The organism is Kitasatospora sp. NPDC088783 (genome assembly GCF_044750705.1).
Lineage (GTDB): Bacteria > Actinomycetota > Actinomycetes > Streptomycetales > Streptomycetaceae > Kitasatospora > Kitasatospora fiedleri.
Genome location: NZ_JBIVKJ010000006.1, coordinates 378320 through 396822 on the forward strand (window position 1 = coordinate 378320; position 18503 = coordinate 396822).

The window sequence follows — 18503 nt, forward strand, 5'->3', positions numbered from 1 at the left end:
TTCGAAGCACCCGACGTTCCCGACGTGCCCGCCGCATCCGCCGGGCCAGCCGCGCCCGCCGCGCCCGACCACCGCCGGCTGGGCCGCGAGCTGGGCCTGTTCGACACCGATCCGCTGATCGGCTCCGGTCTGCCGTACTGGCTGCCGGACGGCGCCGTGGTGCGCCAGAGCCTGGAGGACTTCGTCCGCGCCCTGGAGCGGCGGGCGGGCTACCGGCACGTGTACTCGCCGGTGCTGGGCAAGCGCGAGCTGTACGAACTCTCGGGGCACTGGGCGCACTACCGGGAAGACATGTTCCCGCCGCTGGAGATGGGCGGCGACGAGCAGCTGGTGCTGCGTCCGAGTCTGTGCCCGCACCACGCGGTGCTGTTCCGGTCCCGTTCCCGCAGCTACCGGGAGCTGCCGCTGCGGATGGCCGAGCTGGGCGACATGTACCGCTCCGAGCGCTCGGGCGTGCTGGGCGGGCTGACCAGGGTGCGGGCGATCCGGCTGAACGACGCGCACGTGTTCTGCACCCCGGAGCAGGCGGCGGCGGAGGTGCGCGGCGCGCTGGAGCTGATCGCGGCGGCGTACCGGGCGATGGGCGTCGTCCCGTCCCGCTACCGGCTGTCGCTGCCGGGCCCGGGCGGCAAGTACGCGGCGCGGCCGGAGCTGTGGGAGCGGGCGACCGCGATCCTGGTGCGGGTGCTGGCGGAGCTGGGCCTGCCGTACGAGGAGGGGGTCGGCGAGGCGGCGTTCTACGGGCCGAAGATCGACGTGCAGGTGCTGGACGCGGCGGGGCGGGAGTCGACCCTGTCGACCGTGCAGGTCGACTTCCACCAGCCGGAGCGGTTCGACCTGCACTACGCGGGGCCGGACGGGGCGCGGCACCGGCCGGTGATGGTGCACCGGTCGGTGGTGGGCAGTGTGGAGCGGGCGGTGGCGCACCTGATCGAGCGGCACCGCGGGGCGTTCCCGGCCTGGCTGGCGCCGGTGCAGCTGGCGGTGCTGCCGCTGGGCGCGGAGCAGGCGGAGGCGGCCGGGGCGCTGGCCTCCCGCTGCCTGGAGCTGGACCTGCGGGCCGAGGTGCTGGGCGCGGAGCGCGGTTCGCTGGGGGCCCGGGTGCGGGCGGCGCGGCTGGTGCCGTACCAGGTGGTGCTCGGTCCGCGCGAGGCCGCCGGCGGGAGTCTGGCGCTGCGGCTCCGGGACGGTCGGCGGCTCGGCCCGGCGCCGGCCGGCGAGGTGCTGGCGCGGATCGCCGGACGCGTCCGGTCGCACGCCGTCGAGCTGTGGTGAGCGCCACCCGGGGCACGTGACGCCGCCCACGCCGCGGCCGTCCGCGCACCGCCCGCACGCCCGTCCCGGGGGTGTCCCCGGAACCGCCCGCCACCCGTGTCCCGCCCGCACCGCACCCGTCCTGCGACCGTCTCGCACCCCCTTTACGCAGGGCTTATTCACGGTACGGGCGGTCGGGACGGGTGCCGTCCGACCCTCGTCCCCGGGACCTTCGGCGTGCCATACTCCTTCACCATGACCGGCATTCACGCGACCAAGGCCCTGCGGGGCGCGGTGTTCACCGCGCTCGCCGTGCCGCTGGCCGCGTTCGGCCAGGTGGCGATCACCGGGCGTGCCCTGCCGCTCACCCTGGTCGCGGCGGCGAGCGTCGCGGTCTTCCTGCTGGCGGTGGTCCTCGACGGGGCGCGCCGCCGTTTCCTGCTGCTGTCCTCCGTGCTGGTGCCGGTGGAGCTGCTGCTGAACACCACGTTCAACCTCGGCCAGGACGCCTGTGCGCGGCCCGCCCGGGGCGTGGACCTGCTGGTCTGCGGCGGCGACTCGATGGGCGGCTCGGAACTGTTCGCGCAGTGGACGCACGACTCGGCGGGCCTGCTGCGCCTGCTGGTGCTGGCCGTGCACCTGGCGCTGGCGCTGGCCGCCGCGGCCTGGCTGCGGCTGGCGGACGACGCGCTCAGCGGCGTCGCGGCGGCGCTGGACGCACTGGCCCGCCTGCTGCCCGCACCCTGGCGCGCGCTGCTGTCGGCCGTCCGCCCGGCCTGCCCGGCCGCGCTGCTGCCGTCCCCGGGCACCGAGCCCGCGGCCCGCCGTCCACAGGTGCTCGTCCTCTGCCCCGCTCCGCGTCGCGGCCCCCCGCAGCCGGCCCTCGCCAGCTGACGGACCGTCACCCGGACGCGTTCCGTCCCGGGCGCCCGCCGAGGCGCGCCCCTCCCCTTCTTTACCCGCACCCCGCCGTGCCCTGTCCCGACCCGTCCCCGTACGGGCCGCGCCGCCGCCGGGTGCCGAGGAGACGACGGATCACCATGACCAGCAACCACCCGAACCAGCAGTCCCAGCCCCAGAAGCCCCAGTTCCCGTCCCAGTCCCAGTCCCCGTCGCAGTCGCAGTCGCAGTCGCAGCAGCGCGCCACCGCCCGCGAGCGCCTCAAGCAGGCCCAGCAGGCCGAGGCCCGGGCCGCCAAGCGCCGCCGCGGCCTGACCATCGGCGTGTCGGTGGCCGCCGCCGTGGTCGTGATCGCGGGCGGCACCGCGCTGGCGATCGCGGGCGGCTCGAAGGGCGACGGTCCGTCCACGGCCGCCGCCGTCGCGCCGGCCCACACCAGCGCCACCGACGACACCGTGGTCGTCTACGGCAAGGCCGACGCCCCGCACACCCTGGCCGTCTACGAGGACTTCCGCTGCCCGGTGTGCCAGGCGTTCGAGACCTCGGCCGGCAAGAGCGTCCAGCAGCTCGCCGACCAGGGCGACTACAAGATCGAGTACCACCTGGCCGCGTTCCTGGACAACAACCTGGGCGGCAAGGGCTCGAAGACCGCGCTGGCCGCGGCGGGCGCGGCGCTGAACGAGGGCGTCGACAAGTTCAAGGCGTTCCACGACGTGCTGTACGCCAACCAGCCCGCCGAGAGCGAGGACGGCTTCGGCGACGTCAACCACCTGCTCGACCTGGCCGGCCAGGTCCCGGGCCTGAAGACCGAGGCGTTCACCAAGGCCGTCACCGACGGCACCTACAAGAGCTGGGCGGCCGAGGTCGCCACCGCGTTCAACCGCAGCGGCGTCTCCGGCACCCCGACGGTCAAGCTCGACGGCAAGCAGCTCGCCGTGATCGGCCAGGACGGCAAGCCGCTCACCGGCGACCAGTTCACCGCCCTGGTCCAGCAGACCATCGGCGGGTGACCCGGATGACCACGGCCCTCACCACCACCCCCGCCACCGCGCCCGCCCCCGGGAAGACCCCGATCGGCGCCTCCCGCGGCTACGCCTGGATGCTCCTGGTCGCCGGCCTGATCGGCCTGGCCGCCTCGGCCGTCCTCACCCTGGACAAGCTCAGGCTGCTGGAGAACCCGGCCTACCGGCCCAGCTGCAACATCAACCCGGTGATCAGCTGCGGTTCGATCATGCGCACCGCCCAGGCGTCCGCCTTCGGCTTCCCCAACCCGCTGATCGGCCTGGCCGCCTTCGGCGCCCTCGCCGCGGTCGGCGCGGGCCTGGTCGCCGGCGCCGCCCACCGCCGCTGGTTCTGGCTCGCCCTCCAGTCCGGCACCCTGCTCGGCCTCGGCTTCGTCGCCTGGCTGGTCGACCAGGCGCTGTACGAGATCGGCGCGCTCTGCCCCTACTGCATGGTGGTCTGGGCCGTGGTCATCACCGCCTTCTGGTACACCACCGTCCACAACCTCCGCACCGGCGCCCTCCCCGCCCCCGCCCCCCTCCGCCGCCTGGCCGCCCTCCGCTTCCAGTGGCTCGTCCCGGTCGCCGCCTACCTGGTGATCGCCCTCCTGATCCTCAACCGCTTCTGGTACTACTGGTCCACCCTCCTCTGACCCCCGCCCCGCACAACGGCCCCCACCTGCGGTTCTCCCGGGCGGGGGCCGTTCGCGTCCGCCCCGGCCGGGCGTCCGTGCGGTGCGGATGGCGGGGGACCCCAGGTTTCTGGGATGGTTGCCGCCGTGCCGCGCGGCCAGGGTGGGTGCACCGGCCCCGGGGGCTTCCCGGGGGTGGTGCACAGCGGCACGAGGAAGGAACAACTCATGGGTATCGGAAGGTACTTGGGCTCCCTGGCGCGCGTCTCGGCGGTGGCGGCCCTGGTGGTGGGGGCGGTGGCCGCACCGGCCGTCTCCGCGGCGGCGGCGCCCGCGGCCGCGGACGGGTCGGGTTCCGCGGCGGCCGGGGTCTGGCGGAAGGCCGTGATCAGCGGACCGTTCACGATCCGCGACGACGAGGGGTGGGCGGCGGGCACGTACTGCCGCGGTGAGGTGCACGCCGAGAACTGGACGAACGGCACGGTGGGCCCCAACGAGTGGTGGCGGACGTACTGCGGCGGCGAGATCCGGGTCGAGCTGCACGCCTACGCGTCCGTGGTGGACGCCGCGGGCACCCTGGAGTTCGGTCTCGACGCCTTCTTCTTCGAGGGCACCAACGACCGGACCACCGACCTGGACGACGAGGTCACCGGCGTGCGCGTCCGGGTGCCGGCCGGCCAGTCGGTGCCCTACACCGTGTACCTGAAGAACGGGGAGAACGGCGGCAAGGACTGGGCCACCCTCGACCTGACCTTCAGCAACGCCGCCTGATCCCGCGCACCCGGCCCGGTCCCGGCGATCCGGTCCCGGTGACCCGGTTCCGGCGACCCGGTCCGGGCCGGGTCACCGGGGCCGGTCGGGGGCGGCGGGCCCCGGCAGGTAGTGCCGGAAGAAGAGCCGGCCCGCGAGCTCCTTGCGGGAGCGCACCCCGGTCTTGTCGAAGACCGCCTTGAGGTGGTCCTGCACCGTGTAGGGGGACAGCGCGAGGCGGTCGGCGATCTCGGCCGTCGGGCTGCCCCGCAGCACGTGGGCGAGGACCTCGCACTCGCGCGGGGTCAGGCCGTAGGCGTGGATCAGCGCGGCGATCCGGTCCGAGGGCACGGCCGGCCCGACGGTCAGGGCCACCCGGGTGCCGTCGGCGGTGTCGAGCCGCCAGCCCTCGATGGCGGCCAGGCCGCCGTCGAGGGTCGGCACGCAGACCCGGCTGCCCCCGCTCTCGCTCCGCAGGGTGGCGGCGGCGACGCTGTAGGCCGAGGCCGGCAGGCCCGTCCCGTGCGCGCGGGCCTCGGCGAGTTCGCCGTAGCGGGCTTCGGCGCCCGGGCTCTGGGAGAGCACCGCGTACTCCTCCGACAGCAGGGTCAGCGCGCTCGGCCCGACGGCGGCCGGGCCGGCGAGGAGCCCGCCGACGGACCCGCCGACGGACCCGCCGACGGGGCCGGTGGCGGGCCCGCCGACGGGGCCGGTGGCGGGCCCGCCGGCCGGACCGGCGGTGGGCCCGTCGGCCGGGTCGGTCGGGGCCGCGAGCGAGCGGCGCAGGGCGCGGCCCAGGGCGCCGGACAGGGCGGCGCCGAGCTCCAGTTCGGCCGGCGAGAAGGGTGGCCGGTCGGCGGCGCGGACCAGCACCAGCGCGCCCCACACCCGGCCGGCGTCCCGCAGCAGGACCCGCATCTCGTCGGCCAGTCCCTGCGGGCGGTAGATGTCCCGGTAGCGCACGCTGCGGTCGAGCCGCCCGTCCAGTTCGGACGCCAGGCTGCCCACGGGGGTGCTCATCCGCGACAGGTGCGGCATCTGGTTGGCGTCGCCCACCCGGTACTCGATGTCCAGCATCCGGGGCATCCACTCGGCGCCGACGCCGTGCCGGAAGCTGCCGCCGACGTTGAGCAGGGTGACCGGGTCGAGCAGCACCCCGGCCCACAGGTCGAACGGCAGGGCCCGGGCCAGCGGGGGGACGGCGTCCTCGAAGACCGCCACCGAGTCGGCGGCCCGGCGGGCGGCGTGCACCGCCCGCCGCAGCGCGGCCGGCAGGCCCCGGCGCGCCGCCGAGGGGGAGGCGCCGCGCGGCCGGGTGCCCGCGCGTCCCGTGGGTGTGAACTCGCCGCGCCGGTTCATCCGGTCCCCCCTCCGCCGTGGCCGCTGCCGTGGTCGCCGATGGTGCCCGCGGCGGCTGGACATTGGATAAACGGCCAGGTGGCGACCACGGCGGCCGTTCACAGCGCGGCGAGGAGTTCCTCGGTGGCGGTGTGCAGGCGCAGTGCGGCGGCGGGGTCGAAGGCCGGGGTGTCGGTGGGGACGCGGCGGCCTTCGAGGACGGCGGTGAGGGGGGCCGGGGGTGCGTCGAGGTAGGGGAGGATCTGGGCGACGGCCTGGGCGGGGGGTTTGGCGTGGGCGCGCAGGTGGGCGACGTGGGCGGCGGTGGCGGGGTCGTACTCGCCGGCGAAGCTGGTGGCGACGGTGCCGGGGTGGTTGACCAGTTGGGGGACGTCGGGGTGGGTGGCGGCCAGGTGGGCGGCGAGCAGGTCGCAGAGCGATCCGCTGTGGCCGAGGGCTCCGGTGCCGGGGTAGTCGTGGCGCAGTTGGAGGTCGTCCCAGCGGACGGGGCCGGTCAGTCCGGCGCCGCCGAAGTTGAGCACCACGGGCCGTTCGGCGCGCCGGAGTCGGGGCAGCAGGCCGTGCGAGAGCAGGTGGCGGCTGAGGTAGTGGAGGGCGAAGTTGGCCTCCAGGCCGTCGGCGGTCTCGGCCCGGGTGGAGCGGTGGTAGCGGGCGCCGAGCACCAGGACGTCGACGGCCGGGTGGTGGGCGGTGACGTGGTCGATCAGGCGGTGGTTCTCGGCGACCAGGCTGAGGTCGGCCGCCAGGAAGTGCGCCCGGTCGCCCGTGCCGTGCCGGTGCGCCTCGGCGCGGAACGCCGCGCCCTTGGCCGGGTTGGTGCCGACCACCAGGACGTGGTGTCCGCGCTCCAGGTAGACGGTGGCGAGGGCGCGGCCGATGCCGTCCGTCCCGCCCGTGATCACTGCGGTGGCCATGGTTCCCCTTCACGCCCGGAAATGCTTTGAGATATCAAAGCATTCGACCGGAGGGGCCGACAACTGCGCTGCTCGGTGCCGTAGTTGCCGGAGCGTCAGGTGGGCGCGGCCGGGCCCGGTAGGCTGGTCCGGTGATCTCACCAGCCACCCCGCCGTCCGCCGCTGCCGCCGTCGCGCCGGAGCTGGCGCGGCTGGAGACGGCGCTGTCCGCGCTGGTCCGGTGGAGCGAGAGCAGGCACGTCCGCGCCGAGGTGGCCCGGCTGGCCGGGTGCGACATGCCGCCCAGCGCGCTGCGGCTGCTGGAGCACTTCGCGGCGGCGGGCCCGATGCGGGTGTCCGACATCGCCGAGTGCCTGCGCATCGACGTCTCGACGGCCTCGCTGCAACTGCGCCGCCTGCGCGCCGACGCGCTGGTCAGCCGCAGCGCCGACCCGGCCGACGGCCGCTGCGGCGTCATCGCCATCACCGCGGAGGGCCGCCGGGTGCTGGACGCGGTCCGGGCCGCCCGCTGCGGCCTGCTCGCCGAGGTGTTCGGCGCGACGCCCCCGGAGCAGCTCGGCCGCGCCGCGGACGTGCTGGGCCTGGTGCAGGAGCACATGCTGGCGGGCGCGGCGGAGCCCTCCCCCGGCGGGGACCGTTCGTGACCGGACGGCAACTCGCGCCCGGTCTGACGGTGTTCGGCCCCGACACCGCTCCCCCGCTGGTCCTGGTGCACGGCATCCGGCTGTCCGGCGCGATGTGGCGTCCGCACGCCCGCCGCCTCGCCCCCGACTTCCGGGTCAGCACCCCCGACCTGCCCTGCCACGGCGCCCTCGCCGACCGCCCGTTCACCCTGGACGCAGCCGTCGACACCGTCCGCCGCGCCGTCCGGGAGGCGTACGAGTCGACCGGACGCCGCCCCCTGCTGCTCGGCCTGTCCCTGGGCGGGTACGTCTCGCTGGCGCACGCCGCCCGCCACCCCGCGGACCTCGCCGCGCTCGTCCTGCACGGCTGCACCGCCCGCACCGGCGGCGCGCAGGCCGCCGTCTACGCCGCCGCCGGGCGGCTGAACGACCGCCTGGGGCAGGAGCGTTCGGCCCGGCTCCAGGCCCGGGCGATGCGCCGGCTGCTCCCGCCGGAGTCCGCCGAAGCGGTGCTGTCCGGCGGCTTCCACCTGCCCGCCCTCACCCAGAGCGTCGCCGAACTGCGCCGCCACGACTTCCTGGCCCTGACCGGCCGACTGACCACCCCCACGCTCTTCCTCAACGGCCGCTCCGACCTGCCGTTCCGCGCCGACGAGCGGCTCTTCCTGACCGCCGCCCGCACCTCCGGCACCCCCGCCCGGCTCTTCCACACCCCTGGCGGGCACCTGCTCAGCCTCACCGACCCCGACCGCTTCACCGCCCTACTACGCCGCGCCCACCGCCTCCTGCTGCCGGACGACTCCCGCCCTCAGCAAAGGAATTGACGTTCGGTCAGCTCCCGGCCGGCCGGTACACCACCGCGCGCTGCTGCGGCACGGGCAGCACGCCCGGGTCGAGGAAGTCCGCCGCCGGATCGTGCACCATGCCGAGCCGCCGAGCCACCGCCCGCACCGCCGACACCCCCGCCCGACTCTTCCACACCTCCGGCGGGCACCTGCTCAGCCTCACCGACCCCGATCGCTTCACCGCGCCCACCACCTCCTGCTGCCGAACGAATCCGGCTCACAGTAAAGGAATTGACGTTCGGTCAGCTTCTGACCAGCCGGTACACCACCGCGTGCTGCTGCGGCCCCGGCGGCACGCTCGGGTCGAGGAAGTCCGCCGCCGGGTCGTGCACCATGCCGAGCCGCCGCGCCACCGCCCGCGAGGGCGCGTTCCCGGCCGCGATCACGGCCAGGATCTCGGGCAGCCCCAACTCCTCGAAGCCGTAGCGGAGGACGGCCCGTCCGGCCTCGGTGGCGTAGCCGTGGCCCCAGGCGTCGCGGTGCAGCCGCCAGCCGGCCTCGACCCCGTCGAAGGGCATTCCCTCGTCCACCGGGTCGAGCCCGGCGAAGCCCAGGAACCTTCCCTCCGAGCGGAGTTCGACCGCCCACCAGCCCCAGCCGCGCCGCGCCAGCTCGGCCCGGAAGTGCTCCAGCGAACCGGCGGCCTGCTCCCGGTCGAGCAGGGTGCCGAAGTACCGGCGCACCTCCGGGTCGGCGTTCAGCTCCGCCCAGCGGTCCAGGTCGCCGTCCCGCCACTGGCGCAACAGCAGCCTGGGCGTGGTCAGTTCGGTCACGGTCACGGTGTTCCTCCCGCTCCGGCCAGCACCTCGCCGGCCAGTTCCTCGGCCCGGTCCAGCAGCGCCGCCAGGCTCGCCGGATCGGTGCCGCCGACGGCGAACAGCTCCTGCGCCCGCCGCTCGAACTCCGGTGGTGCGCACGGCAGTCGACCAGCCGAGGCGATCGCGCCCTTCTCGTTGACCAGCCACCGCCCGGCCCGCGCGTGCAGCGCGTGCACCAGCAGGCCGACGGCCCGGAACAGGCAGCCCGCGACGTACCCGGCGTCCCCCCGGCCCGCGCCCTTGCGCGCGTTGGCCAGCACGAACGGCACCTCCCAGGCCGCGTCGGCCTCCAGCGTCCGCGTCAACTCGGGCGGGAAACAAGGGGTTTCGCCCCGCAGCGCGGCCAGCTCCCCCGCCGGGTCGGCCAGCACCCGGGCCAGCGCCAGCTCGCCGACGTACGCGTAGGACGGCACGCCGTACGGGTGTCCGGGCTGCTGGCCGGAGACGTACCGGCCCCGGCGGGCCTCGGCCGCGTAGTGGCGGACGCGCTCGACGTCCCGGTAGATCCAGTCGACCCGGGCCGGGCCGATGTCCAGCCAGGCGCCGCCGTCCACCCAGGGGCCCCAGCCGCCGGGCTCGGCCACCTCCACCGGACGACCGCACAGCTCGGCGGCCAACTCCCGCAGCGCGCCGGTGTCGAGCTGCCCGGGGCGGTAGTACAGGCCGAGGTCGTAGTCGGACCCGGCGGTGTGCGTGCCGCGCGCCCGGCTGCCGCCGAGGCAGACCCCGACCACCCCGCCGACCCGCGCCAGCCGCTCCGCGATCCGCCCGAGCCCGGGCCCGGACCCGAGACCGCTCTCGCCCTCGTCCCGCTCCGCCGCCGCACCCGCGCCCTCGTTCGTCATCACCCGCCACCCTGCCCCACCGCACCGTCCGCCGCCAGGCATTTTCCGCCCGACACGCACCGACACGCACCGGCCCGCACCGGCCCGCACCGGAAGGCACCGGAAGGCACCGCCGTGCTGGCGGTGCCCGGACGCACAAGGGCGCGGTGGGGGCGCCGCACCGCCCCCACCGCGCCACCGGTCGCCGCCCGCACGGCGCCCGGCCTGAATCGGTCGCCCCGGCCCCGCCCGGCCCTGGGCCGACCGACCCGGTCCCGCCCGGATGATCGGCGCACCCGGCTCAGCTGGTCCGGCTCAGCCCGGCGGACTCAGCCCGGCAGGCCCGGACCGTCCGGACGGCCGCCCGGCTCAACCGGCCGCGCAGGCCACCCCGTTGAGGGCGAAGCCGCTCGCCGCGGCGGCGTTGCCGGTGTGGTTGGCCTGGAAACCGAAGGTGGTGGAGCCCCCGGCCGGGATCGCCGCGTTGTACGACAGGTTGCTCGCGCCGACCTGGCCGGCGGCCGGGCTGACGGTGGCGTTCCAGGCGTTGGTGACGCTCTGCCCGCCGGGCAGCGTGAAGGTCAGCGTCCAGCCGTTCACGGCGCTGCCGCCGGTGTTGGTGATCGTGACGTTCTCGGTCAGGCCGGTGTTCCAGGCGCTGACCTGGGCGCTCACCTTGCACGCCGCGCCGGTCGGCGGCACCGACGGCGACGAGGACGGCGACGAGGAGGGCGACGAGGAGGGCGAGGGCGAGGAGGACGGGGACGGCGAGGAGGTGCTGCCGCCGAGCGCCGTCACCACCGCGTTGTAGGCGGCCTTCGGCTGGTAGTTGTTGTCGTACATGGTGGCCGCGCCGTAGCCGGAGAAGAAGTCCGGGATCCACGAGTCCGGGTCGCCCACGCCCCACTGCGAGACGCCGACGCAACCGGTCACGGCCAGGCAGGAGTTGACCACGTTGGCGTAGTCGGTGGCCTGCTGGGCGAGGTTGGCGGCGCTGGCCGGGACGGGCATCCGGTCGTCCAGCTCGGTGATGGCGACGTTCACGCCGAGCGCGGTGAAGCGCTGGATGTTGGCCTTGAGGGTGCTGGGGACCTGGCCGACGATGAAGTGGCTCTCGAAGCCGACGCCGTCGATCGGCACGCCCTGCTGCTTGAGCGAGGAGACCAGCTGGTACATGCCGTCGCTCTTCGCGCCCAGGCCCTCGATGTTGTAGTCGTTCAGGTAGAGCTTGGCGTTCGGGTCGGCGGCGCGCGCGGTGCGCAGCGCGTCGGCGATGTAGCCGGAGCCCATCGCGTTGGTGAAGGCGTCGGTGCGCAGCGTGCCGTCCTCGTTGAACGGCTCGTTGACGACGTCCCAGGAGTAGACCTGGCCCTTGTAGTGGGTGGCCTCGGTGGTGATGTGGTTCTCCATCGCGGCCTTCACCTGGGCGGTGGGCAGGCTGCTGACCCAGCCGGGCAGTTGGCTGTGCCAGACCAGGGTGTGGCCGCGCACCCGCATGCTGTGGGCCTTGGCGAAGGAGACGATCTGGTCGCCGGGGCCGAAGTTGAAGTTCCCGGCGGAGGGTTCGGTGGTGTCCCACTTCATCTCGTTGCCGGGGGTGACCATGTCGAACTGGGTGCCGGCGATCGCCGTGATGGTGGAGCTGTTCAGGTTGGACTGGGTCAGGGCGGTGCCGAAGTAGCCGCCCTTGGCCTCGGCGAGGTCGCGCAGGGTGGTGCCCGCGGCGCCGGCCGGTCCGCTGCCGACGGTGGCGGCGGCCAGCAGTCCGCCGGCGGCGGCGAGGGCCAGCGCCGCGAGGGCGCGCCCGGGCCGGCGAGCTGCGCGCAACTGTGCAGCCATGGTGGGTCCCTTCCGAGGGGGTGGGTGGGGTGCACGGACCGTACGGCGGCCCGCGCGGCCCCGGCAACGGAGCGCCGGGGCCGACCGCCACCGGCCACCGCCGGGCCGACTCCGAAAATTTCGACGGACGTTCGACCGTCCTTCGACGCCCACCGCCCCGACCTGCGGCGGGAGCCGGAAACGACGCGGCGGCCGCGGCCCCGGCCCCCGGGTCCGCGGCCGCCCCGACCGGCTCCGCCGTCAAGAAAGTTACAGCTACCGCACGTCAGCGGGCTGCGCCACGGGGACGACGGCCAGTTCCTTGCCCATGCAGACGCTCTGCTCGTGGTCCTTGTAGTAGCCGAACTTGCGGATCTCGGCGTAGCCCTCGGAGGTGTAGAGCGCGATCGCCTCCGGCTGCAGGGTGCCGGTCTCCAGCACCAGCCGGGTCCGCCCGGCGGCGACCGCGGCGGCCTCCAGGTGGCGCAGCACCGCGCGGGCGTGGCCCCGGCCGCGGGCGTCGGGGACGACGTACATCCGCTTGAGTTCGGCGTCGCCGTCGCGCAGCCCGTCCGCGTCCCGCTCCTTGGCCCGCCAGCCGCCGCAGGCCACCGGCCGCCCGTCCTGGTAGCCGATCACGAACAGCCCGGCGGGCGGGTCGAAGTGGTCGGTGTGGATGGCGGTCTGGTCGCCGTCGCCGTACCTGCGGACGTACTCCTGCTGGACCTCGGCGGCGAGTTGCTGGGCGTCGGGGTGTCCGAAGCCGGTGGTGCGGATCTCCATGGCGCCCAAGGGTACGGGCCCGCCCCCGGCCCGCTCGGTGCCGGGGGCGGGTGAACCGCCAGGTGAGGAGCCGCGCAGGAGCCGCGCAGGGGCCAGGGCTCAGGCGCGGGTGAGACGGGCGATCAGGTCGTCCTTGCCGAACATCCGGGCCGCGTCCAGCGCGGAGGGCGCCCCGGCCCGCGGGTCGGCGCCGTGCGCGAGCAGGGCGTCGACGACCTCGGTGGCGCCCTTGAAGACGGCGCCGGCCAGCGGGGTCTGGCCGTGGTCGTTGGCCCGGTCGGCCTCGGCGCCGCGCTCCAGCAGGGCGGTGACGGCGGCGGCGTGGCCGTGGTAGGCGGCGAGCATCAGCAGGGTGTCGCCGCGGTCGTTGGTGAGGTCGGCGGGGGTGCCGGCGTCGAGGTAGGCGGCGAGCAGCGCCGCGTCCCCGGTGCGGGCGGCCTCGAAGAGCCGCCCGGCCAGGGCGATGACGTCCTCGTCGGGCTGCACGGTGGGATCGGTCATGGGGTGTTCTCCGCCTTCCGGTGGGCGGCCGCGCGGGCCGCTGATCGTCCTGGTGGTGCCACCGCGAACGCTAGCGGACGCCCCCGCGGCGCCGTCCGGCGCGGCGCGGCACGGCCGTTCGGGCGAATTCCGGGTGCGCGGAGCGCGGTCGCGCCAGGCGCGGGGACGCCTGAGTGCGCCGGTGCGATCCACTGGCCCTGTGCATCCCCGCCGCGCGGGACGTATACCGCCGATCCGAGTGCTCGGGTGAGATCCACCCGTTTGCCGCACCCCATCATCTATTACTTCTTGTCACCATGAAGGCACTTTCTGTACACACTGTCCCCGCCCCTCGTGAGGAGCAATCCCGTGATTCTCTCCATCTCCGGCATCGTCCTGTTCGGTGTGATCGCTTTCCTCTTCTTCCGCCGGGACGGGCTGAAGATCTCCCACGCACTGGTCTGCGCCCTGTTCGGCTTCTACGTCGCGGGCTCCTCGATCGCCCCGACCATCCAGGCGGGCGGCGCGAGCCTGGCCAGCCTGATCGGCGGCCTGAAGTTCTGAGCGGTCCCTGCTCCTTACGGCCCGGGCGCGGACATCCCACCGCCCCGGGCCTTCTGCCAGCCCCGCCCGGCCGATCCCCCGTCAGCCCGCCACCGCCGTACCCCGCGGCCGTCCCCCGCGCCTGCCCCCGTGACCGTTCCCCCTCCATGCCCTCCGGAGCCCGCATGTCCCTCACCCGCCACTTCACCCGGGGCCGCGACCTCGCCCGCAGCGCCGGCGACCACGCCGCCGACGTGTTCGCCCCGCTGGCCCTGATCGGCCGCGGCCTGCGCCGCCACGCCGAGTGGGCCAAGGACCGCTGGGCGGCCACCCCGAAGGAGCGGCGCAGCCCGACGCTGCTGGTCGGCGCGGCCGTGGTGCTCGGCGTCTTCCTGCTGCCGCACGGCCCGCTGCTGGCGATCGTCGCCCTGGTCGCCTCCGCCGCCTGGGTCGGCCGCAGCCCCAAGTCCCCGCCGGTGCCCGAGCCGGAGGCCGCCGACGTCAAGCTGCCCGCGCTGTACGCGGCACTCACCCCCTACTTCGGCGGCTACGACGACCCGGGCGCGCTGTACCGGGTGGACGGCGAGTGGAAGGCGGTGTTCGCGGACTGGGCGTTCGACCCGGACGGGCGGCTGGCCGCGCTGGACATCGTCTACCCGGCGTACTTCACCGACACCGAGCCGGCCGCCCGGGCCCGGATCGAGCAGGTGGTGCAGGGCAAGGCGGGCCGCTCGCGCGAGTACCGCTTCGACTGGGACGAGGAGTCCAACCGGCTGCGGGTGACGGCGCTGGCCCCGCTGCCCGCCGACATCGCCGCGCAGCGCTTCGTCACCGCGCCGGGCGAGATCGTGCTGGGCTTCACCGACGGCGCGGGCAGCCCCCGCACCATCCCGGTCGAGCAGGGCGGCGTCACCGGGCAGCAGCCGCCGGTGGTGTGGCGGGTCGGGCCGCGCTCGGCCGAGCCGCACCTGCTGGCGCTGGGCGCGCCCGGCCACGGCACCTCGACGCTGCTGCGCTCGATCGCCCTGCAGGCGCTGCCGCACGGCGACCTGGTGGTGGTGGACGGGGCGAGCACCGGCGAGCACGCCTGCCTGGTGAACCGTCCGGGCGTGCACACCGTGGAGACCAGCCTGCACGGGGCGCTCGCCGCGCTGGAGTGGTGCGCGCAGGAGACCGAGCGCCGGCTGGTCGCGCTGAACGCCGCCCGGCACCACGGGCTGGCCGCGCCCGCCGACGTCACCCGCCCGCTGTGGATCCTGCTCGACCACCTCACCGAGCTGTCCGAACTCGCCCACGCCGAGGGCCGCACCGACCCGCAGGAGCTGCTGGAGGTGCCGCTGCGGCACGGCCGGGCGGCTCGGGTCACGGTGGTGTTCGTGGACGCGCTGGACGCCCGGGACCGGATCTCCGCGACCGTCCACGCCTGCGCCCGGGCCCGGGTGGTGCTCGGCCCGGTGACCGTCGACTCCGGCGCGGCGGCGCTCGGCGGCCCGCTGGACATCGCGCCCGCCGCGCACACCCCGCCCGGCCGCGGCTACGCCCGGATCGGTGCCGCCGCGCCGGTCCGGCTCCAGGTCCCGGTCACCGTCGACCCGCTGGACGAGGACGCCCCGGCCGCGCTGCGGGACGCGGTGGTCGCCCTGCTGCCGCACCACGACACCCGCACCGAGGCGGCGGCTCCGGCGGTCGCCGAGGGGGTCGGTGCCGGACCGGTCGACGCCGAGCCGGTCGACGCCGAGCCGCAGCCGCGGCCGACCGATCTGACGAAGGACCCGGCGCAGGTTAGTCCGCGCCCGGTCTGGTAAGAAGACCGGTCGGGCCCGACGCCCTTCGGCGGACCATAAGTGCACAAAATGTGACACGCCGGGTGATAACACCGCCCAGATGTGACAAAACGGGCGACCATGGGTACAAACAGGGGCGGCACGACAGGCGACGTATGTCCCGGACGGGAATCTTCGTCGGAGGTCGAGCGTTGGACCCAGCGACGAAGACAGCGACCACTAGTCCTGTGGGCAAGAAGCCCGGGAGGCACGATTCATGAGCGAGCGAGCTCTCCGCGGCACGCGACTCGGGGCGACCAGCTACGAGACCGACCGCGGTATTGACCTGGCACCCCGCCAGACCGTTGAGTACGCATGTCAGAACGGACACCGCTTCGAGGTCCCGTTCTCGGTCGAGGCGGAGATTCCCGTGGTGTGGGAATGCCGTTTCTGCGGCCAGGAGGCCGCCCTCCTCGACGGCGAGGAGCCGGAGGAGAAGAAGACCAAGCCCACCCGCACCCACTGGGACATGCTGATGGAGCGCCGGACTCGCGAGGAGCTGGAGGAGGTCCTGGCCGAGCGCCTGGCCGTCCTGCGCTCGGGCGGGATGAACCTGGCGATCCACCCGCGCGACTCGCGCAAGTCCGCCTGACGGACCAGCGCCGCACCACCGCCGAAGGGCCCCGGTTCCCCGGGGCCCTTCGGCGTTCCCGCGTGCACGGGAAGAGACTGCGCGGGAACCGCCGGACGGAGCGTCCGACGGAGCGTCAGGGCGCGATCGGCGGACGGTACCCGGTGTCCGGGCCGGACGGGCCGGAGGGGTCGGCGGAGCCGCGCGGGCCGGCCGGCGGGTCGACGACCTCGCCCTGGACGACCTTGCCGTCGGGCCGGTGGATGCGCAGCTGCTCCTGCAGGCGCACCGCGTCGGCGAACCGGTCCGCGCCGACCGGGGTGGTGGAGCGCAGCGCCGAGCCGGCGATCCGGCGGCCGACGGCGCGCCACACGGCCCGGGTCGGCGGCAGCAGGAAGGTCACCGCCAGCAGGTCGGACAGGAAGCCGGGGACCATCAGCAGGAGGCCGGCCAGCACCGTCATCGACGTGCCGGTCTGCGGCTGCGCGGACTGCGGGTCCCTGGACAGCTCGACGGCGGCCCGGAAGGCCCGCGCCCCGGCGCGCTTGATCACCGCGCCGCCGAGGAACACCCCGGCGACCAGCAGCAGCAGGGTCGGGAACCAGCCGATCCAGCCGGCCACCACGGTGACCAGCCAGATTTCCAGCACCAGCCAGGCGACGACCAGCAGCGGCACGGTTCGGGCGAGCCGGCCGCGGCGGGCCGGGCGGGCCGGGGTTGCTTGCCGGGACACGGTACGGATCCACTCCATCGCGGTGCTCTCCGCGGCGGCCGGCCTCTCCGGCCGCGTCCACGGCACCACCCAGCACAACGGCCCCGGGACCCGCCGTGTTCCTCGGCGCGCACCCGGGGCCGTCGGCCCGCGACCGCTCAGGCCGCGCGCTCCGCCCTCCGCCGGCGCACCCCGCCGGCCACCGCGAACGCGCAGGCCAGCACGCCGCCGAGGGCCAGCGTCCACTCCGGCGCGGCGCCGACCCGGTCCGCGACGGTCCTCCCGTCGCGCAGCGGCACCACCGCGTTCAGCACGGCCTGCTCCATCTCGCCGGTGCGCTGCTGCACCGCACCGTCCGGGGTGATCACCGCGGAGACGCCGCTGGTCGCCGCGATCAGCACCGCCCGCCCGTGCTCGACCGCCCGCAGCCGGGACATCGCCAGCTGCTGCTCGGTCTGCCCGGTGTTGTTGTACGTGGCGTTGTTGGTCTGCACGACGATCACCCGGCCGCCCTGGTCGACCGCGTCCCGGACGATCTCGTCGTACGCCACCTCGAAGCAGATCACGTCGCCGATCCGGGCCGGGCCGAGCTGCATCACGCCGTTGTGGTCGCCGGGGTAGAAGTCCCGGGCGACCCGCTGGAGGCGGCTGATCACCTTGGACAGCTCGGTGCGGAACGGCACGTACTCGCCGAACGGGACCGGGTGCTGCTTGGTGTAGGAGGCGCCGGGGCCGGTCGCCGGGTCCCAGACGATGCCCTCGTTCTGGACGTGCTGCTCGTCGGGGCCGTCGACCAGCGCGCCGACCAGGGTGGGGACGCCGACCGCCTTGACCGCCGCGTCGATCCGGGCGTAGGCCGCCGGGTCGGTGAACGGGTCGAGGTCGGAGGCGTTCTCCGGCCAGATCACGACGTCCGGCTTGGGCGCCGTGCCCGCGGCGACGGCGGCGGCGAGCTTCTCGGTGGCGGTGGCGTGGTTGTCCAGCACCTCCATCGGGCGGCCCAGGAAGTCCATGCCGGGGCGGTCCACGTTGCCCTGGACGAGGGCGACCTTCACCGTGTCGTCCGCCGAGGTCGGCACCGGCACCGCGTAGCCGACCAGCACCAGCGCGAGCGCGCCCGCCGCGCCGACCGCGGTGCGCCAGGGCAGCTCGGTGTCGGTGCGCCGGGCGCGCACCGCGCTCAGCGCGGCCCAGGCCAGCAGGGTGCCGCTGCCCGCGACCGCGAAGGTCACCAGCGGGGCGCCGCCCAGCGCGGCCAGCGGCGTGAACGGGCTGGCGGTGTTGGCGAACGCCAGCCGACCCCACGGGAAGCCGCCGAACGGCAGCCGGTCGCGCATCCACTCCTGGGTGACCCAGAGCACCGCGCCCCACAGCGGCCAGCCCCGCAGCCTGGAGGTCAGCGCCGTGCCCGCGCCCATCAGCGCCAGGAACAGCGCCTCGATCAGCGACAGGCCGACGGCGGCGTCCCAGCCGACCGGGCGCAGCCAGGACAGCAGCACCACGAAGAACGGGACGCCGAAGGCGAAGCCCAGCCAGGCGCCGTGCCGGGCCCGGCGGCCCCGGGTCAGCAGCGCCAGGCCGGCCACCGCGAGGATCGACAGCGGCCACCCGTCGAACGGCGGGAAGGCGAACGCCAGGGCCAGGCCGCAGAGCGCGGCCAGGACGGTCCGGCCCCACCAGGCCCGGCGGCCGTCCGCCCACCGCGCCCCGCGGCCACCCGGCCCGGGCGCCGGCGGCTCCGCGTCCTGCTCGGCCACCGGCTGCTCCTGCGAAACGGGCAGTGCCACCTGCGCACCACCTCTCTACCTCGGGATCGTCTCCGCGCCGGGAGGGGCGCACGCGCGTTCCACCTC

At 75.3% G+C, this 18503-nt stretch carries 20 protein-coding genes; 10 read left to right on the plus strand and 10 right to left on the minus strand.

Annotation, left to right across the window (positions count from 1 at the left end; all coding sequences use genetic code 11):
• Positions 1-24 precede the first annotated feature (24 nt).
• From thrS to ACIP60_RS19845, 5 genes are all read left to right on the plus strand, one after another.
• Positions 25-1275 (plus strand): threonine--tRNA ligase, encoded by a 1251-nt coding sequence (thrS, locus tag ACIP60_RS19825; protein ID WP_400686383.1) that lies wholly within the window; start codon positions 25-27, stop codon positions 1273-1275.
• 234 nt (positions 1276-1509) lie between these two features.
• A complete protein-coding gene (locus tag ACIP60_RS19830; protein ID WP_400686153.1) occupies positions 1510-2148 on the plus strand; it encodes a hypothetical protein in 639 nt (212 codons plus the stop codon).
• A 146-nt stretch (positions 2149-2294) separates the two neighbouring features.
• Entirely contained in the window at positions 2295-3164 is an 870-nt protein-coding gene (locus tag ACIP60_RS19835; RefSeq protein ID WP_400686156.1) for a DsbA family protein, read from the plus strand.
• Positions 3165-3169: 5 nt separating this feature from the next.
• A complete protein-coding gene (locus tag ACIP60_RS19840) occupies positions 3170-3808 on the plus strand; it encodes a vitamin K epoxide reductase family protein (protein ID WP_400686386.1) in 639 nt (212 codons plus the stop codon).
• Positions 3809-4015: 207 nt separating this feature from the next.
• On the plus strand, positions 4016-4558 hold the full coding sequence (locus ACIP60_RS19845; protein ID WP_400686159.1) for a hypothetical protein: 543 nt from the start codon (positions 4016-4018) through the stop codon (positions 4556-4558).
• A 72-nt stretch (positions 4559-4630) separates the two neighbouring features.
• Here the strand turns inward: ACIP60_RS19845 and ACIP60_RS19850 are convergent, their stop codons facing one another.
• Together ACIP60_RS19850 and ACIP60_RS19855 are read right to left on the minus strand one after the other, a co-directional pair.
• On the minus strand, positions 4631-5896 hold the full coding sequence (locus tag ACIP60_RS19850) for a LuxR C-terminal-related transcriptional regulator (RefSeq protein WP_400686162.1): 1266 nt from the start codon (positions 5894-5896) through the stop codon (positions 4631-4633).
• 98 nt (positions 5897-5994) lie between these two features.
• Positions 5995-6810 (minus strand): SDR family NAD(P)-dependent oxidoreductase, encoded by an 816-nt coding sequence (locus ACIP60_RS19855; RefSeq protein WP_400686165.1) that lies wholly within the window; start codon positions 6808-6810, stop codon positions 5995-5997.
• A gap of 131 nt (positions 6811-6941) precedes the next feature.
• Here ACIP60_RS19855 and ACIP60_RS19860 point away from each other — a divergent pair, with 131 nt between their 5' ends.
• Positions 6942-7454 carry a MarR family winged helix-turn-helix transcriptional regulator gene (locus ACIP60_RS19860; protein ID WP_400686168.1) on the plus strand — a complete coding sequence of 171 codons (513 nt, stop codon included), beginning with the start codon at positions 6942-6944 and terminating at the stop codon, positions 7452-7454.
• Entirely contained in the window at positions 7451-8257 is an 807-nt protein-coding gene (locus tag ACIP60_RS19865; RefSeq protein WP_400686170.1) for an alpha/beta fold hydrolase, read from the plus strand. Before ACIP60_RS19860 ends, ACIP60_RS19865 begins: the two co-directional genes overlap by 4 nt.
• A 7-nt stretch (positions 8258-8264) precedes the next feature.
• On the opposite strand, the gene ACIP60_RS19870 is transcribed toward ACIP60_RS19865, so the two are convergent.
• The 6 genes from ACIP60_RS19870 to ACIP60_RS19895 all read right to left on the minus strand — a co-directional run bounded on the left by ACIP60_RS19870 (position 8265) and on the right by ACIP60_RS19895 (position 13022).
• Positions 8265-8414: a hypothetical protein gene (locus ACIP60_RS19870; protein ID WP_400686172.1), complete on the minus strand. Its 150-nt coding sequence runs from the start codon at positions 8412-8414 to the stop codon at positions 8265-8267.
• Positions 8415-8520: 106 nt separating this feature from the next.
• A complete protein-coding gene (locus ACIP60_RS19875) occupies positions 8521-9051 on the minus strand; it encodes a GNAT family N-acetyltransferase (RefSeq protein WP_400686389.1) in 531 nt (176 codons plus the stop codon).
• Between the two features lie 2 nt (positions 9052-9053).
• Positions 9054-9941: a nucleotidyltransferase domain-containing protein gene (locus ACIP60_RS19880; protein WP_400686175.1), complete on the minus strand. Its 888-nt coding sequence runs from the start codon at positions 9939-9941 to the stop codon at positions 9054-9056.
• Positions 9942-10289: 348 nt separating this feature from the next.
• Entirely contained in the window at positions 10290-11759 is a 1470-nt protein-coding gene (locus tag ACIP60_RS19885) for an endo-1,4-beta-xylanase (RefSeq protein WP_400686177.1), read from the minus strand.
• A 255-nt stretch (positions 11760-12014) separates the two neighbouring features.
• Positions 12015-12521 carry a GNAT family N-acetyltransferase gene (locus tag ACIP60_RS19890; RefSeq protein WP_400686180.1) on the minus strand — a complete coding sequence of 169 codons (507 nt, stop codon included), beginning with the start codon at positions 12519-12521 and terminating at the stop codon, positions 12015-12017.
• A gap of 99 nt (positions 12522-12620) precedes the next feature.
• Complete coding sequence (locus tag ACIP60_RS19895; RefSeq protein ID WP_400686183.1) at positions 12621-13022, minus strand: ankyrin repeat domain-containing protein; 402 nt, start codon at positions 13020-13022, stop codon at positions 12621-12623.
• A gap of 348 nt (positions 13023-13370) precedes the next feature.
• Here ACIP60_RS19895 and ACIP60_RS19900 point away from each other — a divergent pair, with 348 nt between their 5' ends.
• The 3 genes from ACIP60_RS19900 (at position 13371) to ACIP60_RS19910 (ending at position 15959) form a co-directional block, all read left to right on the plus strand.
• Positions 13371-13565: a hypothetical protein gene (locus tag ACIP60_RS19900; RefSeq protein WP_100835141.1), complete on the plus strand. Its 195-nt coding sequence runs from the start codon at positions 13371-13373 to the stop codon at positions 13563-13565.
• Positions 13566-13729: 164 nt separating this feature from the next.
• Positions 13730-15349 (plus strand): FtsK/SpoIIIE domain-containing protein, encoded by a 1620-nt coding sequence (locus tag ACIP60_RS19905; protein WP_400686186.1) that lies wholly within the window; start codon positions 13730-13732, stop codon positions 15347-15349.
• A 235-nt stretch (positions 15350-15584) separates the two neighbouring features.
• Positions 15585-15959 (plus strand): RNA polymerase-binding protein RbpA, encoded by a 375-nt coding sequence (locus ACIP60_RS19910; RefSeq protein WP_014134296.1) that lies wholly within the window; start codon positions 15585-15587, stop codon positions 15957-15959.
• A gap of 115 nt (positions 15960-16074) precedes the next feature.
• On the opposite strand, the gene fxsA is transcribed toward ACIP60_RS19910, so the two are convergent.
• Entirely contained in the window at positions 16075-16671 is a 597-nt protein-coding gene (gene fxsA / locus ACIP60_RS19915) for an FxsA family membrane protein (RefSeq protein WP_400686189.1), read from the minus strand.
• Positions 16672-16808: 137 nt separating this feature from the next.
• Positions 16809-18437 carry an apolipoprotein N-acyltransferase gene (gene lnt / locus ACIP60_RS19920; RefSeq protein WP_400686192.1) on the minus strand — a complete coding sequence of 543 codons (1629 nt, stop codon included), beginning with the start codon at positions 18435-18437 and terminating at the stop codon, positions 16809-16811.
• Positions 18438-18503 lie beyond the last annotated feature (66 nt).